At 45.5% G+C, this 19,062-nt stretch carries 15 protein-coding genes; all 15 read right to left on the reverse strand.

Features of this window, described 5'->3' with window-relative positions:
* Position 1: 1 nt before the first annotated feature.
* Complete coding sequence (citE, locus tag FKV70_RS14565; protein ID WP_063213010.1) at positions 2-883, reverse strand: citrate (pro-3S)-lyase subunit beta; 882 nt, start codon at positions 881-883, stop codon at positions 2-4.
* Positions 884-1,177 carry a citrate lyase acyl carrier protein gene (gene citD / locus FKV70_RS14570; RefSeq protein ID WP_013311548.1) on the reverse strand — a complete coding sequence of 98 codons (294 nt, stop codon included), beginning with the start codon at positions 1,175-1,177 and terminating at the stop codon, positions 884-886. It lies immediately after the preceding gene.
* Between the two features lie 45 nt (positions 1,178-1,222).
* The gene (locus FKV70_RS14575) at positions 1,223-3,466 is read right to left on the reverse strand and encodes a sensor histidine kinase (RefSeq protein ID WP_142613293.1); all 2,244 of its coding nucleotides are present in this window, start codon (positions 3,464-3,466) and stop codon (positions 1,223-1,225) included.
* A gap of 189 nt (positions 3,467-3,655) precedes the next feature.
* Positions 3,656-5,005, reverse strand: coding sequence for a 2-hydroxycarboxylate transporter family protein (locus tag FKV70_RS14580; RefSeq protein WP_142613294.1), 1,350 nt, complete (start codon positions 5,003-5,005; stop codon positions 3,656-3,658).
* Between the two features lie 372 nt (positions 5,006-5,377).
* Entirely contained in the window at positions 5,378-6,076 is a 699-nt protein-coding gene (locus FKV70_RS14585) for a response regulator transcription factor (protein WP_063213007.1), read from the reverse strand.
* A 359-nt stretch (positions 6,077-6,435) separates the two neighbouring features.
* On the reverse strand, positions 6,436-8,271 hold the full coding sequence (locus FKV70_RS14590; RefSeq protein WP_142613295.1) for an ABC transporter ATP-binding protein: 1,836 nt from the start codon (positions 8,269-8,271) through the stop codon (positions 6,436-6,438).
* A 98-nt stretch (positions 8,272-8,369) separates the two neighbouring features.
* Positions 8,370-9,668: an NCS2 family permease gene (locus FKV70_RS14595; RefSeq protein ID WP_063213005.1), complete on the reverse strand. Its 1,299-nt coding sequence runs from the start codon at positions 9,666-9,668 to the stop codon at positions 8,370-8,372.
* Positions 9,669-9,840: 172 nt separating this feature from the next.
* Positions 9,841-10,590, reverse strand: coding sequence for a tRNA threonylcarbamoyladenosine dehydratase (locus FKV70_RS14600; RefSeq protein ID WP_063213004.1), 750 nt, complete (start codon positions 10,588-10,590; stop codon positions 9,841-9,843).
* Between the two features lie 151 nt (positions 10,591-10,741).
* On the reverse strand, positions 10,742-12,520 hold the full coding sequence (gene aspS / locus FKV70_RS14605; RefSeq protein ID WP_063213003.1) for an aspartate--tRNA ligase: 1,779 nt from the start codon (positions 12,518-12,520) through the stop codon (positions 10,742-10,744).
* 86 nt (positions 12,521-12,606) lie between these two features.
* Positions 12,607-13,851 carry a histidine--tRNA ligase gene (gene hisS / locus FKV70_RS14610; RefSeq protein WP_142613296.1) on the reverse strand — a complete coding sequence of 415 codons (1,245 nt, stop codon included), beginning with the start codon at positions 13,849-13,851 and terminating at the stop codon, positions 12,607-12,609.
* 685 nt (positions 13,852-14,536) lie between these two features.
* Positions 14,537-15,007 (reverse strand): hypothetical protein, encoded by a 471-nt coding sequence (locus tag FKV70_RS14615; protein WP_142613297.1) that lies wholly within the window; start codon positions 15,005-15,007, stop codon positions 14,537-14,539.
* A gap of 62 nt (positions 15,008-15,069) precedes the next feature.
* Complete coding sequence (locus FKV70_RS14620; RefSeq protein ID WP_142613298.1) at positions 15,070-15,576, reverse strand: type 1 glutamine amidotransferase domain-containing protein; 507 nt, start codon at positions 15,574-15,576, stop codon at positions 15,070-15,072.
* 246 nt (positions 15,577-15,822) lie between these two features.
* A complete protein-coding gene (locus tag FKV70_RS14625; protein ID WP_142613299.1) occupies positions 15,823-16,047 on the reverse strand; it encodes a hypothetical protein in 225 nt (74 codons plus the stop codon).
* Between the two features lie 74 nt (positions 16,048-16,121).
* Complete coding sequence (gene dtd / locus FKV70_RS14630; RefSeq protein WP_013372633.1) at positions 16,122-16,568, reverse strand: D-aminoacyl-tRNA deacylase; 447 nt, start codon at positions 16,566-16,568, stop codon at positions 16,122-16,124.
* Positions 16,569-16,708: 140 nt separating this feature from the next.
* Entirely contained in the window at positions 16,709-18,886 is a 2,178-nt protein-coding gene (locus FKV70_RS14635; RefSeq protein ID WP_142613300.1) for a RelA/SpoT family protein, read from the reverse strand.
* Positions 18,887-19,062: the final 176 nt, after the last annotated feature.

Below are 19,062 nucleotides of genomic sequence, written 5' to 3' on the forward strand. Positions count from 1 at the left end.
CTTACTCTACGTTTATTTTTGCCGCTTCCGCCAGATCAAGTACTCTGCGTGCACGTTCTACAATCGGACGGTCAATCATTTTACCGTCGAGACTGATCACACCTGAGCCATTTGCCTCCGCTTCGAGGCTGGCCTCAATGATCCGCTTTGATTTTTGGATCTCTGTTTTTGTCGGCGTATAGATGCGGTTTACAATCTCGATCTGACGTGGGTTAATAATGGATTTGCCGTCAAAGCCCAGCTGTTTGATCAACTTCACCTCGTTAGCAAAGCCCTCCTCATTATTTACATCTGAGTAGACTGTATCGACAGCAGCAATGCCAGCAGCTCTTGCCGCAAATAGTATAAGGCTTCGTGCTGTCAATAGCTCAATGCCTTCTGGCGAGCGCGTTGTCTTCAAGTCTGTGACGAAATCCTCCGCTCCAATGGCGATGCCGATTAGTCGCTTGCTGGCAACCGCAATTTGCGCTGCATTCAATGCGCCCTTACCACTCTCAACCGCTGCAAAAAGCTTGATCGTCCCAAGCTCCATGCCGATCTTTTGTTCAATTCCGGTAATCAATTCATCCGCCTCCATCACATCATCGGCGGTCTCTGTTTTCGGTAATCGAATAGCAGTTGGCTTCGCTCGTACAATCGCTTCAAAATCGTCTCTGCCGTATGGCGTATTGAGCGGGTTGACCCTGACCAGCACCTCGATGCCTCCGAAATCAAAGGTTTTCAAAGCCTGGTAAACCAGCAAACGTGCTGCATCTTTTTCGTATAGGGAAACGGAATCCTCAAGGTCGATCATAATCGAATCTGCCCCATAGATATGGGCGTCCCGGATCATCCCTGGGTTATTCCCGGGTACATACAACATGGTCCTTCTCAGTTTCTGCATCTATTCCGCCTCCCATGGTCGGCAGCCACCCTCGACCACTCTGTTTACGGCTGTCATGACTCTAGCTTTAATGGCACAATCTAGTGCCCCTTTATCATTCGCTTGGACATATGCGTGTTCAATGCCCATTTCTTGTAATGTTTCGAGAATCACTTTGCGAATCTGGTTCCCAAACTGGTTCTCTACCGTACTTTTTAACTCGATTTCAATCCCCTTCGTGCCGTTCGGCTCAATGGAAATCATAATATCGCTTGATTCCAGTGTGCCGGCCATGCCTACTTGCTGAATAATCAATGTCTACACCTCTTTTTCCAATTGGATGGTAGATACTCTCCATCTTCAGGATTGCAGAACCTTATAAATCATTTGTGCCATATCTGAACCTGCTGCAGGCTTACACATATATTCATCAATGATCAATCTCTCCTTGTATGCCACCACATGATCCTCGACGTAACCGGTAATCAGGATAATCTTCATACTTGGATTGATTACCTTGATACGTTCAGCCAATTCCGTACCCGTCAGATAAGGCATAGCCTGATCCGTAATGACCAGATCGTAGTGGTTTGGAGACTTTTCAAACCGCTGTAATGCTGCCATGCTGTCTACTTCTGTCTCAACCTGGAAACCATACAATTCCAGCCCTTTTCTCATCGCTTTCAACACACGCTGTTTATCATCGACCAGAAGGATGCGCTTTTGTTCAGTAAACACAGGGCTCTTATCGATCTCTGTATCTTTGGCTACAAACTCCGTTTTCGGCAGATATACCGTAAAGGTACTACCCTTGCCCAGCTCTGAATCCACGGCAATAAATCCTTGATGTTTTTCGAGAATGCTTTGAACGATATACAATCCAAGCCCCGTACCCTCTCCTGCCGGTTTGGTTGTGAAAAAAGGATCAAAGATTTTCTGCAAGGTTTCGTCACTCATCCCTTTGCCCGTATCGGAAACAGATAAAGTAACGTAATCGCTGACTTCCAGAACGCTCTCCCGGATTTTTTTCACTTCTTTCAGGGGCATGGTATCCAATATAATTTTTAGTTCGCCCCCGGTTGTTTTCATAGCTTGATAGGCATTGTTGCACAGGTTCATAATGATTTGATGAATCTGTACTTTATTTGCAAAGATAACGGCTGACTCTACCTGTTTTTTGAACACAGCTTTCACGCTGGGCGAGAGAAAGGATTTTATGAGTCCCAGCGCTTCTTCGACCTGCTCTTCTACTTTGACCGGAGCGTTTTTCTTGACCTTCCCACTCTCCAGCCTGCTCAATAGCAGGATTTCCTCGATTATTAATCTTGCATTCTCGGAAGCATCATAAATCTCACTGACGTAATCATAAATTTCTTCAGTAGGTTCTATACTGCTGAGCATAATTTCTGCATAACCTTTGATAGGAGTCAAAAAATTATTGAAATCATGAGCAATTTCCCCTGATAGCGTGCCGATTAACTGTAGCTTTTGCGAGTGCTGCAATTGAAGGTCCTTTTTCCGGAGCAGCTCGTTTTTGTTATTCAGTTCCCGCAAATATCTTGTCTCATATTCCAAAGCCTCTTTATTTTTCTTCGTCTTCATGATGATATAAACGGCACAAGCCAACGTCAGGACGATCATAGAAAAGATTTCAATGGTTTTAGTTCGATTTCGTGCAATCGGTTCTCTCACATCTTCGTAGTTCATGGCCGCGGCCACCACCCAAAACGAGTCACCCAGATGAACACGGGAAAAGGCCTCAATCTTTTTCGTCTTGGTATAGCATTCGTCCCCCCACCAATACGAATGGTAGAAAGCTGAGCCTTGTTCCTGGGTAAGCTGCATTTTGAACAGTTTTTCCAGATCGCCGTAATCAAGCCCCGGGTGTTTGTCCTTCATCGCTGATAGCGATAGCCCGATATTTTCTTCGCTTGGGTGCATGAGATAGTGGCCTTGCTGATCCTTGACATGAATATAACCCTTGCTCCCAACACGAATCGGCTTCAACAGCTTCTCATACACCGCGTTTAGATTTACCACACTGATCAGCGCACCTTGAAATTTCCCATCAAGATAAACAGGCTGAAACAGATGCACAATATAATTGCCTCGCCTCTCCAGCTTGGCCCTTGCGATGAACGGTTTTTTTTCTCGCAGCATCCTTTGAATATCATCCTTGATAAATTCATAGGCTTTAATCGCATCTGTACGATTGCGCTTCGGAAAAGTGTGTACTACTCTTCCTTCCAGGTTCACCTGGCTAATCTGATAAATGCTATCTTTTTTGGCGGTATAATAAGCAGATAGGTTTTCGTCAATCACAGTTTCATTTTTATTGGATATGGCGAGCGACATCTGCTGGTTTCCTGCTAATATTTGCAGGGAGTGCATTTGTTCGTCGAAAAAGGACTCAATAGACATGCTGTTTAACTTGGCAATCGTCAGCAATTGCTGCTGCTGTTGTTCAATTACGGTACGTTCTCCGTCCATATACGAGCCATAGGCCATCCATAGAAGAACTAGAAAAGAAATCGGAAGCACTAGCATAGTGAGAAATGAAAAATGGCTTCGATAATGAAATAGTATCTCTCGTGAACATCTCATCCTGTTTTACCTTCTCCATCGAGCTAGTAGCCCATCAGTCCCTAACCCTAGTACTAGGGCCAGTTCGCTTCCGAGTATATCAGTTATTCACGTTCGCCTACTAAATGGTGTCTCAAGACAACTTCATTGTAATAACAAGATCTTAAAGTACCCTGTAAAATTATTAATTTTTTTTAAGATTTCACCACTTTAGTGTGTAAGGTATCGCAGCAGGAAAATAGCAAGTGTTACCGTTGCTGCTCCCCCGAGACGGGTGGATACCTGGGCAAATGGCATGAGTACCATTCTATCGGCTGCAGAAAGAATCGCAACATCCCCTGTTCCACCTTGGCTGCATCGAGTAGAAGTTATAATCGCGGCTTCAACTGGGTACATTTTCATCCACTTGCCAGCAAAATATCCACCCACAACCACAGCTAATACAGTTACTAAAATGGTGATGAAATAAGCAGGGCTAATTACAGAAATCAGTGCCTCCCATGGTGTTTTGGCTACACCTACGGCAAGCAGAAGCGGGTACGTTACAGCGATAACAAAGAAACGTTGCATTTGTTGCGCTCCATCTTCAAGGAATTTTGGCAACCAGCCAAAATATTTTGCCAAAAATGCCGCAAAAAGCATTACAATCGGACCAGGTAGACCAACAAACTCAGCGGTTAAGGTACCTAACATGAAGAACCCGAAAGCTAAAATTGCTCCAGCGGCCATTTGGTAAAGATCAAGCGGCTTTTTATTTTTATCCTCTGCAAGTCCCAAAACATCGCTATCCCCTGTTTTGAGTAGCGTGCCGTTACCAGTAAGCTCCGGTCTTCTATCTCCCAGTTGTTTCAACAAGCCGGACAAAATAATAGCACACAAGCTACCCAGCATGACCGCAGGAATAACCATGGCAAATTGCTCACCTTGAGTCGAACCCAAAATTTGGCTGTAGCCGATAGAGAGTGGAATTGCACCTTCACCAACGCCTCCAGCCATGATAGGAACAAGAATGTAAAACAAGGTATCATACGCTGAGATTCCTAAAGCCACACCTGTAAGCAATCCGACGCCTGTTCCGACAATAGATCCGACCGCCAAAGGGACTGCCAATCTAACGACCGCTTTGATCATGAGTTCCCGGTTCATGCCAAGGATACTGCCAGCGATAACAATTGCGATGTACACATACAGAAAATTGGTATTATCCATAAAAACAGTAACAGAATCAATGGCTGACTGCGGGAGAAGATGAGCATACACCATGTATGAAGGTACAAACGTTGCCATAATTGCAGCGCCGCCGATATCCTTTAGAATAGGGATGCGCTTTCCGATTTCCGCCAGAATAAAGCCATATAAGACCATGACAGATACAGCCCCAGGCATATCACTAGCGAGCTTTCCAGTGTTCATCAGCATGTAGACAACAGCCATAAACGGGATATAAAGGCCTACAGGAATGACTCCTCCAATCTTGTAATTCAACACCTTTTGCCATTTGGACTCTGTTGGCGGCTGTAGCTTAAGTTCTGCGGCTTCTTGTAGATTATTAGTGACCACTTCATCGCCTCCTAGATAATCAATCTGCTTTTATCCTCGAATCAATCGCTCGCCCGGGTTTTTACAAGATTTTCAGTAACGCTCTCGCTCATTGGATGATTCGAGATAACTAAATTGTAAAAAGTAAATCTTAAAGTATTCTGAGTAATCCTTAAATGTTTTTAAGAATCCTGTGACAAAAATATGTCAGCGCTTTCAAAAACAAAAAGTCATGATTTGTGTGAGGGTGATGCCACGCCCCAAAGTTATGTATCCCCTTTTATACCTAAAATAGAGATGGTGTTAAAAATCATCACCTATAAAAAAAGCTCCCCGAACCATCGGGGTGCCTTCGAGAGAGCGTATACAATTAGACAGAAGTATAGAGTTAATCTATCTTTCAACGGAAAAACGATATCCGATTCCCCAAACGGTTTTGATATATTTCGGATTCGTGGGATTTTCCTCAATTTTGGTGCGCAGGTGCCTGATATAAACCATAATCGTATTATTATCGACAACCGTATCATTCCAGATGTTTTGATATAGCTGTTCTTTCGAGAAAACCTGATTGGGGTGTTCCATAAAAAATTTCATAAGTTGTAATTCTTTTGATGACAACGCGATTTCTTGATTATTTTTTTGAAACGTAAAGGTATGATGATTGAATAGAAATGGTCCCAACGCAATGCGCGAAGCTTGTTGTTTTGATTCCTGAAGCTGGCGATATCTTTTAATCTGGTTCTTTACCTGAGCACAAAGCACAGGAGGACTAAACGGCTTGGTAATATAGGCATCTGCCCCAAGTCCAAGTCCAATGATCTGATCTGTGTCTTCTTTTTTCCCGCTCAGAAAAATGATTGGCGTATGGATGCCCATATTACGTGATTGACCTAGCACATCATAGCCATCCATATCTTCCATCATAATGTCCAAGAGGACGAGATCGAATGGTTCCTCGCTAATCATCCGCATCGCTTCCGTGCCATTTTCAGCCTGAAGCACAACCATCCCATCGGCTTCAAGAACTGTTTTAATCAATTTTCTAACAGCCCTTTCGTCATCAACGACCAATACTCTCGGTTTGCTCATTCTTCTTAGCCCATTCCTTTCTAAAAAGTCCTCCTACGAAAACCCTTTATATCAACACAAAAAACATAGCTTTACTATTTATAACCAACATTTTTCAGATATTTGCTATATAAATGAGTTTATTCTCGCTTCTCATGTTCACCTTTTAGTCTAGCATCATTTTAACTAATCCTATATGTTGTATGTCATACAAGTTAAAAAAACTAAATCCTTGTCAAATATCTTTGTAAATCCTTTTCATTAATATTTTGGAAAAAATTTTTATCTCACTTGTTGTTGTGAGTGAACATCTACCTCATGGTTCAGTGAAATTGATCTTCCCTGCCCTTTCATGAGGCAACAGCGATCGGAGGATCATATCACTCGCGCGGAGAAGCCTCTAAAGCTCCCACTTTTTCTCCGATCTCCACAAACTGCTTTTGAGCTAGCTCGCGGTACACCTGATGGGTCTCTAATAACTCGGTATGGGTTCCTGCACCAGTGACATTGCCCTTGTCCAACACAATAATTTGATCAGAGTGGACCACCGTAGACAAACGGTGAGCAATGACAATTGTCGTGCGTCCTTCCATCAAGTTCGCCAGGGCCTTCTGCACCTCATGCTCGGATGAGCTGTCCAGGCTAGAGGTAGCCTCATCCAGCATGAGGATGTCAGGGCTGCGGAGAAGCGCACGCGCAATGGCGATCCGTTGACGCTGGCCGCCGGACAGTTTCATTCCCCGCTCCCCTACCTCCGTATCGTAACCTTGAGGCAGATCCATAATAAATGTATCCGCATACGCCATCATGGCGGCTCGTCTCACTTCGTCCAGATCGGCTTCGCGCCCCAAGCCATACGTAATATTATCTCTGACCGTTCCGGTCATCATTGAGCTTTCTTGCGATACATACCCAATTTTGGAGCGCCAGGAGGAAAGTGTATATGATGATATCAGTTCGTCTCCATAACGAATTTCACCTGTATCTGGCACATAAAAGCGCTCCAACAATGAAAATAAGGTAGATTTCCCACTCCCACTCGGTCCCACGAAGGCTGTCGTTTGATTAGCTGGGATGACCAGGTTTGCCTGATGAAGAACCTCTTCACCTTCAGTATAGGAAAAAGCAACGTCATGAAACACAATATCTCTGCTCTCTTTTGCCGCTTCCTGCTTCAACTCTAGCGGTTCCTCTTCATGGTCTAAAATAGTCTGAATCCGTTCCGTGGCTCCAACCACCTTTTGCAGACGTGAATACAAGGTCGTGAATTGGGCCATCGGTGTAATCACCTGAAATAGGAGTAGAATAAAAGCCACCAAGTCTCCCGCGGTCAGTACACCCGATGCGACGCGAACACCGCCAACACCCAATATAATAACCAGCACTGCAGTCAGCAAAAAGGTAGAAATCGGACCTACCAGAGCCAAAATACGTGACTCTTGCAACCCGAAGCGGAACATACGGTAAATGCGATCTTCCCCAGCCTGTGCCTCTCTGCTTTCTGTTCCGTAGGCCTTAACCAGTCTGATTTCGCCGATCACCTGACTCAATACTGAGGTCAGATCTGCCATCTCATCCTGCTGTTTTTTGGAGATACGATACATTTTTCTGCCTACCGGAAATAAAATTAGTGCTGTTAGCGGAACAATGGTCAGAATAATGAGCGTCATCACCCAATCCAGATAAAATAACAACGCAATCCCACCAATAATCGCGATCACATTAGAGATCAGATTGACAAGATATTCGGTAATTAAGTTCATAATCAGGCTTGTATCATTCGTGACGCGGCTCATCGTATCTCCTGATCGATTCCGGTCAAAGTATGGAATGGGTAGAGATAAAATTTTATGCCATAAGCGTTTGCGCATATTAGCCACTATTTTATGCCCAGCGTAGTTCAACATATAGATGGAAACTGCCGAAGCCACCGCTTGAAGAACAAAAGCACCGATTAGACCGATAATGACCATACGATTTAGAGAAGAAAAGGTCAAACCATCGATCAACCCTTTGGTCATCATCGGTACGATTAAACCAGCGATCGTCTGAATCAGGGTCAGAATCAGGGCGATGATCAAAATGGCCTTGGGCGGATGCGCACTCGCAATTAATTTGATAAACCGACCCATACCAGCTTTATCCGGTATTTTACCCGACTTTTCCTTCATTTGGTCCTTCTGCTCATCTTGCTGCATATGTTGTTCTTTTTCCATAAACCATCAACCTCGCTTCCTGTCTGACCATTCTTGTTCAAACAACAACACCCGCGCTCAAGCGCGGGTATGAACAGTACAATCTATCTTCGAGTTTACTACACCAGGGAATGAAGCACAAAGTTAGCCACAAACAGCACTGAAATGATATATAATGCGACTGGCACTTCCCTGCCCCGTCCTGCTGCCAGCTTGGCTACGGGGTATGCAATAAAACCAAATGCCATTCCATCTACAATACTGTAAGTAAAGGGCATCATCACCATGATCAAAAACGCAGGAAACGATTCGGTAAAATCACTGAAATCCATTTCTCGCACATTTTGTACCATTAAGCCCCCGATAATGATTAATACAGGCGCAATGGCACTGTCAGGAATATAAGCCAACAGTGGAATAAAGAAAAATGTCGCACCGAATAAAATTGCAGTTACCAGCGGTGTCATTCCCGAGCGTCCCCCTGCGGCAATACCAGCCGTCGATTCCGCAGCGGCTACTGCGGGACTGCTGCCCAGAATACCAGCAAAGATATTGGTGACAGCCAATACACGCAAACTGTTCTTAAAAGTATCCGGTCTTCCAATCATGTTGGTCTGTGCAGTAATCATTCCAACATTCTCGAACAACACAATTAATAACAGCAAAAAAACAGCGATCCAAAAGGCTACCGAAACGATGCCTGAAAAGGAAAGCTCCCCAAACAATTGCCCGTATTGACGTACTGTTTCAGAGGTTCGCACCGCGCTTACTGGCTCTACAGCTCCCAGTATGTATGCAAGCCCGGTTCCTACCAAGATACTGATAAGCAAACCTCCCTGAACGTTGCGCACAAATAATACAATCGCGAGCAACAATGTTACACAGGCTGTAATCACCTTGGGATCATTAAAATGACCAATAGCCACAAAAGTGGTTTGATGTGCAATCACAATCCCGCTTTTTTGCAAGCCTATGAAGGTTAAAAACAGACCAATGCCGACCGTAATTCCATGCTGCAGATTGTGGGGAATCGCCTGACTTATTAGCTTGTACAATGATGTAAATGCCACAATGGCGAATATCATCCCTGTGACAGCAACCACCATCAACGCTTCCTGCCAGCTCAGCTTCATGGAATGTACGAGCGTGTACGTAAAAAAGGCATTAATCCCCATCCCTGGTACAACAACCATGGGAGACTTTCCGCCAAAAGCCATCAGCAGACAGCCGATAATGGACGTGAGCAGTGTCCCTAGCATCGCTCCTTGCAGCGGAATCCCTGCATCCGCCAAAATAGTTGCATTAACCATCACAATATATACAACAGAAAAATAAGAAATGGCACCCGCGGCCAATTCCTTTTTCCAATAGTGCTCAGGCTTAAAACCGAGACTTCTGGACCATAGTCCATCCTTCATACCAAAACCTCCAGCAAGTTGTTCAATCTGTTGCAGTAAGCTGCGTTTTTTCAAAACAAAAAGAGCTGTAGTCTACTGTGACACCAAGTGAAGTGATGCACAGAACTACAGGTCTTAAAGGGAACACACACTACTGTAATCTATGGGTGTACTGTCATGCTATTTTTCCAGCTTACACACCAGCGCGCTCTAACAAATCCTTCACGGCCACACTCACCATGATCAAGCCTACTACCGGAGGTACATAAGCATTGCTTGCAGGCGGCTGCTTTGCTTTCCGAATTTCAGGCGCGTTGGCAGGTACAATTTTTTTGGTAATGTCTTCGCGCGGCTTCATTGGCTCCTCATCAGAGAATACAACCTTGACGCCTTTGGTAATCCCTTCCTTGCGTAGCTTGGTACGGATGACACGGGCAATCGGGTCCATTCTTGTCTGGGAAATATCAGCAACTTGAAAACGACTTGGGTCCATTTTGTTCGCAGCGCCCATGCTGGAAATCATCGGAATTCCCCGTTTCAAGCATTCCTTAATCAAATGGATTTTGTAAATAATCGTATCCGAAGCATCCAGCACATAATCCAGGTCGTACTTGAATAGCTCCTCATATGTTTCTTCTGTATAAAACATGTTCAGTGCAATCGCTTCACATTCAGGATTAATCAGCTTCACGCGCTCAACCATCAGATCAGCCTTTTTTTGCCCTACGGTCGTCGTCAGCGCATGAATTTGGCGATTAATATTGGTAATGTCTACGACGTCCTTATCAATCAAGATAATACGTCCAACACCGGTCCGCGCCAGCGCTTCCACTGCAATCGAGCCGACACCGCCGATACCCAATACAGCTACCGTGCTATTTTTCATAACCTCCAGACCTTCCGTCCCGATGGCCAGTTCCGTGCGTGAAAATTGATGCAGCATATGGTAATCCTCCCTTACTGGTTTAAACTCTATACTTGAATTCCACCGTACAAACCACGAACCCATTACCCATAAAGGGTAACGGGTTCACGGCATTTTATAATCTATTTACATGCCAATAGAATGGCACCTGCAAGGTCCAACGTTTGTTTTAAGCTTTAGGCGCAACAGGCTTCGGTGCAAGACGAATATGAAGCTGGTCCAACTGAGCTTGATCCACTTCGGCTGGTGCATCCATAAGCAGGTCGGTTGCGCTGGCTGTTTTCGGGAATGCAATGGTTTCACGAAGATTTGTACGACCTGCAAGCAGCATGACCAGACGGTCAAATCCGAAGGCAATACCGCCATGTGGAGGCGTACCATATTCGAAAGCATCCAGCAGATAGCCGAATTTATCCTTCACTTCTTCCGGCGGCAGGTTGAGCGCTTTGAACATTTTCTCCTGCACTTCACGTTTGAAAATACGCATCGAGCCGCCACCCACTTCGTAGCCGTTCAGCACGATATCGTAGGCCTGAGCACGAACTTGACCTGGATCTGTGTCCAAGAGGGCCAGATCTTCTTCCTTCGGACGAGTGAACGGATGGTGCTCCGCTACATAACGTTTTTGCTCTTCGTCATAGCCCAGAAGCGGGAAGTCTACGACCCAGGCAAATTTGAATTGGTTATCGTCGATGAGCCCCAAATGACGGCCAATTTTCAAACGAAGCGCGCCCAAAACATCGGCAACTACTTTTTTATTATCTGCAGAGAACAGCAATAGGTCGCCCTCTTCGGCTCCCGTACGCTCTTTAAGTGCCTCGATTTCTTCTGGGGTGAAGAATTTAACGATAGGCCCCTTGAATTCGCCTTCTTTCACTTGAATCCAAGCCAAGCCTTTAGCTCCATAACGTGCTGCAAAAGGACCCAGATCGTCAATGTCCTTACGGCTCCATGTACCGCATCCTTTGGCATTAAGGACTTTAACTTCGCCACCCTTTTCAATTACGGAAGCAAATACTTTTACCCCACTGGTTGCCACGATATCATTGACATTGATCAACTCCAGACCAAAACGCAGGTCAGGCTTGTCAGAACCATACTTGTCCATTGCCTCGGCATGTGTGATCCGTTGGAATGGGGTTTCCAGTTCTACCCCAATTGTTTCTTTGAACAACTTCACCATCAGACGCTCCATCATAGGCAGCAAGTCATCCTGTTGCATGAAGGAAGTCTCAATGTCGATCTGCGTAAATTCAGGCTGGCGGTCAGCACGCAAATCTTCATCACGGAAACAACGTGCAACTTGGTAGTAGCGCTCCAGGCCGCCCACCATCAGCAATTGCTTGTACAATTGTGGCGATTGCGGCAAGGCAAAAAATTCGCCTTCATGCACTCGGCTAGGAACCAGATAGTCACGTGCGCCCTCTGGGGAACTTTTCGTCAAAATCGGTGTTTCCACTTCAATAAAATCTTCGCCGTCGAGGAAGTCGCGGAATACTTTTGCTGCTTTGGAACGCAGCTTCAATGTCTGATGCATTTCCGGACGACGCAGGTCCAGATAACGGTATTTCAAACGCAACGACTCGTCTACTTCTACGCCATCTTCAATGAAGAATGGAGGTGTTTTGGATGCATTCAATACTTCGATTTCAGTAACACGTACTTCAATTTCACCTGTAGGCAGATTTGTATTGATTGTCTCTGCATCACGTTTGACAACGGTGCCAGTAACCTCAAGCACATATTCACTGCGGACACGGTCTGCAATTTGCAGTGCTTCACCGGAATAGGCCGGATTAAACACAATTTGTACAATTCCACTACGGTCACGCAGGTCTATAAAAAGTACGCCCCCCAAATCACGACGGGTCTGTACCCAACCGTTCAATGTAACTGTTTCTCCGATATGCGCATGAGTCAATGCGCCGCATTGATGACTCCTTTTCATAATACACACTCCTGTTTATGTTTAGTAGTTAATGCTATATGACAGCCAGAGGGAAGCTCCCCCTGACTGATGTTACATCCTGTTATTTAACCTAGTTCTTCTACCAGCTGATCCAGCTTAATGGTACGTTGCTCACCGGTTTCCATGTTTTTCAGTGCAATTTCACCTTTAACAAGCTCATCGTCACCCAGAATCGCTGTATATCTTGCTTTAAAGCGATCTGCCGATTTCATCTGCGCCTTCATTTTACGTCCCAGATAATCTCGCTCTGCGGAAAATCCAGCTTGCCGCAACTTGAACAGTTGCTTGGTTACTTCCGTTTCTGCTGCCTCACCCAACGCCACCATATAGATATCTAGCGGCTTGGCTTCGTTCAAGTTGACTCCCTGATGCTCCAAGATCAGCTGAATTCGCTCCAGCCCGATACCAAAACCAATCCCCGGCTGGTCGGGTCCGCCCAGATCGCCAACCAATCCATTGTAGCGTCCGCCTCCACCAATCGTGTCAATAGCCCCAATTCCTTCGGCTTTGAATTCGAATGCTGTCAGCGTATAATAATCCAGCCCCCGTACCAAGCGGGGGTTCACTGTATATTCCACGCCCATCGCATCCAAATTTTGCTTTACTTTCTCAAAGTGCGTGCGGGATTCCTCATCCAAACTATCCAGAATGGAAGGTGCCCCGCCAAATTTGTCCTGATCATCTTTGCTATCCAGCACTCGCAGCGGATTACGCTCGATACGTGCTTGGCTTTCCTTGGTCAACGTATCCTTGATGGGCATCAGGAAATCCACCAAATGCTGCCGATAAGCAGCACGGCTGGCAGCATTACCGACAGAGTTAATTTCTACCTGTACACCTTTCAAGCCCAGCTCACGGCAGAACTGGTACCCGAAAGCAATAACTTCTGCATCCAGCGCCGGGTCCATCGCCCCGAATGCTTCAATGCCAAATTGGTGAAACTGGCGCTGACGCCCAGCCTGTGGACGCTCATACCGGAACATCGGACCAATATAATACAGCTTGGTCACATCCGGCTCACCGTACAGCTTGTTCTCCACATAAGAGCGGACAACCCCTGCCGTTCCTTCCGGACGCAGCGTCATGCTCCGTTTGCCTTTATCCTCAAAAGTATACATTTCCTTTTCCACCACATCGGTCGTTTCACCCACACCCCGAATGAACAAATTCGTTTGTTCAAACATCGGTGTACGGATCTCACGATAATTAAAGCGGCGGCTAATTTCGCGGGCTTTTTCCTCGACCACTTGCCATTTTTCAACACTGCCTGGCAGCAAATCCTGTGTTCCCGTCGGTTTTTGAAAGGCCATTAACGTATCCCCCCGTCGTTGTAGTTCTTATTGTGCGCTTTTCTACTTACTCCAATTTCAATATAAAACAAAAAATCCCTCGCCCTGTTAACATCAACAGGGACGAGGGATTGTCGTTTACAAACCACCCGTGGTACCACCCACATTCCGGAGTTACCCAGACACCCGCATAAGAATGACTTCGTGTCCGTCAGCATTGCGCTGACTCCGCTCATACGTATAACGCCCGTAACGCGCAGTACGGCTATTATGCAGGGTAGTCTGCTGTTGGGCATATGTTATGCATTGCTCAGCAGAAATTCCTCATTGTTCGCCGCCTGTTCTCGGGGAGGTCATTCGTCCGCTCATCAAGGGAATTTTTACAGCCTGGAAATTCCTCTCTGCGCTTGTGGGTTCGGAGTACTTGGTCCCGTCATCAAATCATTTTTCATTATTTTATGATTTTAATGAACTGCTTCGACAAAGTCAAGAGATTCCTCCTAGAATCAGACAAATAAGTCTTATAAAAAGAAAATAACCTGCGGAAACGGTCCGCAGGTTTAAAAAGATATATCAAAAGGGGGTCATGCTGTTATTATAAACAACGAATATTAAGGAATGATGTTTCGAATATTACAATTATATTACAGTCATGCTAGTGGACAATTTCCTCGGGTATCGACAATCTTGTGCCACTCGCTCGTCTTTAATCTAGCTGCGCCACATAGGCGCGATTGGAACGAAGCTTATAGATGATCTCTTCATAATCGGCCTCATTCACCTTGGCAGACAATACATACCGCAATTCATTATGATCACCGTTAATATACACATCTGTTGCCCGAAGCAAGCCTCCGTCATGATCTGTTGTTCCGCTCCGATCTTCATTGAGATCCCTTTGGGCAGCACCAGAATTAACCTCGTCATACTTCGCACCTGGTAGAATATTCTCCCCATAGGCCCCTGCGGCTGGGATTGCCGCATCAGCAGAACCTCCTGTGCTCACAGAACCAGTATTGTTATAGGGAATAAGCGGAATTAATACCCTCGTCTCGCGACCGAGTGCCTCATCCAGAGCACCTACTTCCAAATGTTCAGTTCTATAAGCTTGAAGCGAAGCTCTGGCACCCTCAGCTTCATCTTCTGTGCGGAAATAAGCCTGAATCTGTTTAGCCATCTCAAATCCTCCTCGTATGGGAATTGTACTGGCATAAATCTACAGAAGCATTCACGGTCAAATTACAATGCCTTTAACAACTCACGTACAAAGGCTGGCTCATCCTTAGGCGTCCGAGAGGTAATAAAGTTGCCGTCCACGACCGCCTCTCGATCCTCAAAATGAGCACCCGCATTAATCAAGTCATCTTTTAATGGAGGGTAAGCTGTGATCGTTCGGCCTTGTAACAAATCGACGCTCGCCAAAATTTGCGGTCCGTGGCAGATAGCTCCAATCGTTTTTTTGGACTCGTTCATTTCAGTTACAAATTTCAGGATATTCGCATCCAGACGCAGATTTTCCGGAGATGATCCACCAGGAATAACCACTGCATCGTAGTCACTTGATTTCACATCAGCAATGGATTTCTCAATGGTGTAGCTTACTTTGCCTTGTTTGCCGTTCACTTTTTCACCTTGTTTTAGCCCAATAATATCTGCCTCGTGTCCAGCCTTTTTCAGTTCATCATAGGGGACCTTCATTTCGGAATCCTCGAATTGGTCAGCTAACAAGAATGCAATTTTACTCATTATCGTTCAGATCTCCTTTCCGATTATCCTCAGAGCGAGCTTAAAGTTAGGTTTGTTTACCACGCTTTGTTATTACCCGCATGATCTGTGTTTATAACAATTCTCAGCAGTGAAAATAAAAAAGGAGCCCTTTTGGCTCCCCTCTGATTTACTGCCACATATTTTATTTTCGACCTCTTTATAAATGCTTAAGACAACACGTTGTTAAGACTTTAAGGCTACGTCTACCACAATTGATTCTTGTTGTTACCTACGTGGCAGGGCACCGCGTCCTGGCTTGTCCACAGCTGTAGCAACATGCTGTAATAACGCATCAGCATTACGAGTAAGGCTGATTGCCTCCCGTATACTGCCAGGATACAGCAGCACCGAGCTTCGAAATCCGTCCATTTTTGGGGTCTGACGCATCACTTCGTCTCTCCTGTCACCCTTAAAGCTTACCAGATGGCTTGCCACCAACCGGGATGACATTAGGTTCCCTCTAAACGGTTATTTTATTCTTTTCTTCTGCTCAGGTGCTCAGATCATACCTAATCAATGTTGAACTACGAACGTTCGCTATCCAAAATCAACGTCACTGGGCCCCAGTTGGTCAGTGAAACATCCATCATAGCCCCAAAAATTCCTGTCTCGACCTCCAGGCCTTTGGCTCGAAGCTGGCTGTTGAAGAAATCATACAGCTTCTCCGCTTCCTCAGGTTTGGCCGCTCCCATAAAGTTGGGTCTTCTCCCTTTACGGCAGTCACCGTACAATGTAAATTGAGAGACTGACAAAATAGCTCCACCGACGTCCAACACGCTATCGTTCATTTTGCCTTCAGCATCTTCAAATATACGCAATCCTGCTGTTTTATCCGCCAAATAAACGGCATCGGCTGCCGTATCTCCCTGACCAATACCAACCAGCAGCATTAATCCGGTTCCGATCTTGCCGACCACCTTTTGATTCACCGTTACCTGAGCGTCTTTACAGCGCTGAATTATGATCTTCATCGCCTCTCCGCTGCCCCTTTACTTTTCCCCTTAAAAGGTGTTCATAGCCGTATCACAGCTCTTTTAAGTCCTCTGCGAGCCTTGAACTCAAGCTGTATTACAAACACTATATAACCTACATGTACGCTTAAAAAGTTAAGTTATTGCATAATCCGATGCACGGTGTATACATCCTTCACCCGTTTGATCCGTTCGACAACGGAATGCAAATGATCCGTGTTACGAATGAGAATTGTAATGTGAATCATTGCCATTTTATTTTTATCTGTACGTCCTGTCACAGCCGAAAAGCTGGTTTTGTTCTCAGAAATGGCTTGAAGCACCTCGTTCAACAAACCGTTGCGGTCATGGCCTGTAATCTCAATATCGACGCTATAATTAACCTCGGCTGCTTCTTCCCACTCGACTTCAATCACGCGCGCCTGATCTTCACCCATACCCGAAGGAATATTCGGGCAATCCGTACGGTGAACAGATACGCCGCGCCCACGCGTTACGTAGCCGATGATATCGTCACCTGGTACAGGGTTACAACATCGTGCAAAACGAACGAGCAAATTGTCGACGCCTCTAACGCTGACACCGTTGGTCGGTGCTTTTTTTCGTTCAGCCTGTGGTTTGTACTCCTTGACCTCGGTCGTTAGTTCGATCAGCCGAGCCTCTTCTTGTTCCTTGCGCAGCTTCTCTGTCAGACGTGTACAGACCTGCGCTGCGGTTATACCGCCGAACCCAATCGCTGACAGCATATCTTCAGAATCATTGAAAGAGAACTTTTGCGCCACTTCCTGAAGTTTGTCCTCGCTCATCCACACCGACGGCTCAATATCACGCTTCCTTAGCTCACGTTCCAGACTTTCGCGGCCTTTTTCGACATTCTCTTCACGTTTTTCTTTCTTGAACCACTGCTTGATTTTACTGCGCGCGTGAGAGGACTGAGCAATTTTAAGCCAGTCCTGACTAGGTCCATATGAATGCTTGGACGTCATAATTTCCACGATATCGCCAGTTTTCAGACGATAATCCAAAGGAACAATTCTTCCATTTACCTTAGAGCCAATTGTCCGATTTCCAACTTCGGTATGGATACGGAAAGCAAAGTCCAGCGGAACCGATCCAGCCGGCAACTCAATAACCTCTCCCTTAGGCGTAAAAACAAACACAAGGTCTGAGAAAAAGTCCATTTTGAGTGATTCCACAAATTCCGACGCATCCTTCGCCTCGTTTTGCAGCTCCAGAATTTCTCGGAAAAAGGTGATCTTATCCTCAAAGTTCGTGTTATTTGCCCCGTTGTTTTCTTTATAAGCCCAATGGGCGGCAATCCCGAATTCAGCGGTGCGGTGCATATCCACTGTACGAATTTGTACTTCTGTAGGCTCTCCATTGGGACCCACTACGGTCGTATGGAGAGACTGATACATATTAGCCTTAGGCATGGCGATATAATCCTTAAACCGCCCCGGCATCGGTTTCCACAACGTATGGATAATCCCCAATGTGGCATAACAGTCTTTAATGTTATCTACAATAATTCGAATAGCCAGCAAATCATATATTTCATTGAATTGCTTGTTTTTCGTTGTCATCTTTTTAAAAACACTGTAAATATGTTTAGGACGTCCGGACAAATCAGCCTGAATGCCCATCTCTTCCAGCTTTTCTCTGATACGCTGTATGACATTATCAATAAATTGCTCGCGCTCTGCCCGCTTCTTATGCATCAAATTAGCGATGCGATAATACTGCTGAGGATTCAGATAACGCAAAGCAATATCTTCCATTTCCCATTTAATTGCTGAAATACCCAATCGGTTTGCAACCGGACAGAAAATCTCCAACGTTTCATAAGCAATTCGACGCTGGCTTTCTTCCGATTGATATTTCAGGGTACGCATATTGTGCAGACGATCTGCCAACTTAATGACGATGACACGAATGTCCTGCGCCATCGCAATAAACATTTTTCGATAATTTTCGTTCTGCTGTTCTTCCTTGGATCGGAACTGGATACGCTCCAGCTTCGTTAGACCATCGACAAGCATCGCACATGTATCGCCAAAATGCTCGCGAATCTGCGCTAAAGACACTGTCGTATCCTCCACAACGTCATGTAAAAGAGCGGCGATAATGGAGATGGTATCCATCTGCATATTAACGACGATATCAGCAACCGCAAGCGGATGCAGAATATAAGGTTCACCGGACTTACGAGTCTGGCCGGAATGGGCCTGCTCGGCAAAATCATAGGCGTCCCTGATGCGGATAAGATCTGCTTCTCTGGTATAAGCCCCGGCCTTTTTAAGTAATTGCTCTATCCCCATTCTGCTCTATTCCGTGTCCTTTCTATGCAAAATGGAACCCGCCGATCAATGTCGCGCAAAGGTTCCCTTTTTAAAAGTGATTTCCTACAATTATGACGCTTAGCACGCCACACGTCAACTATTACAGGTTTGGCACTGTCGCATTATTTTGTCACACATGGATAAGTAAAATCACG

The organism is Paenibacillus ottowii (genome assembly GCF_006874425.1).
Classification (GTDB): domain Bacteria; phylum Bacillota; class Bacilli; order Paenibacillales; family Paenibacillaceae; genus Paenibacillus; species Paenibacillus ottowii.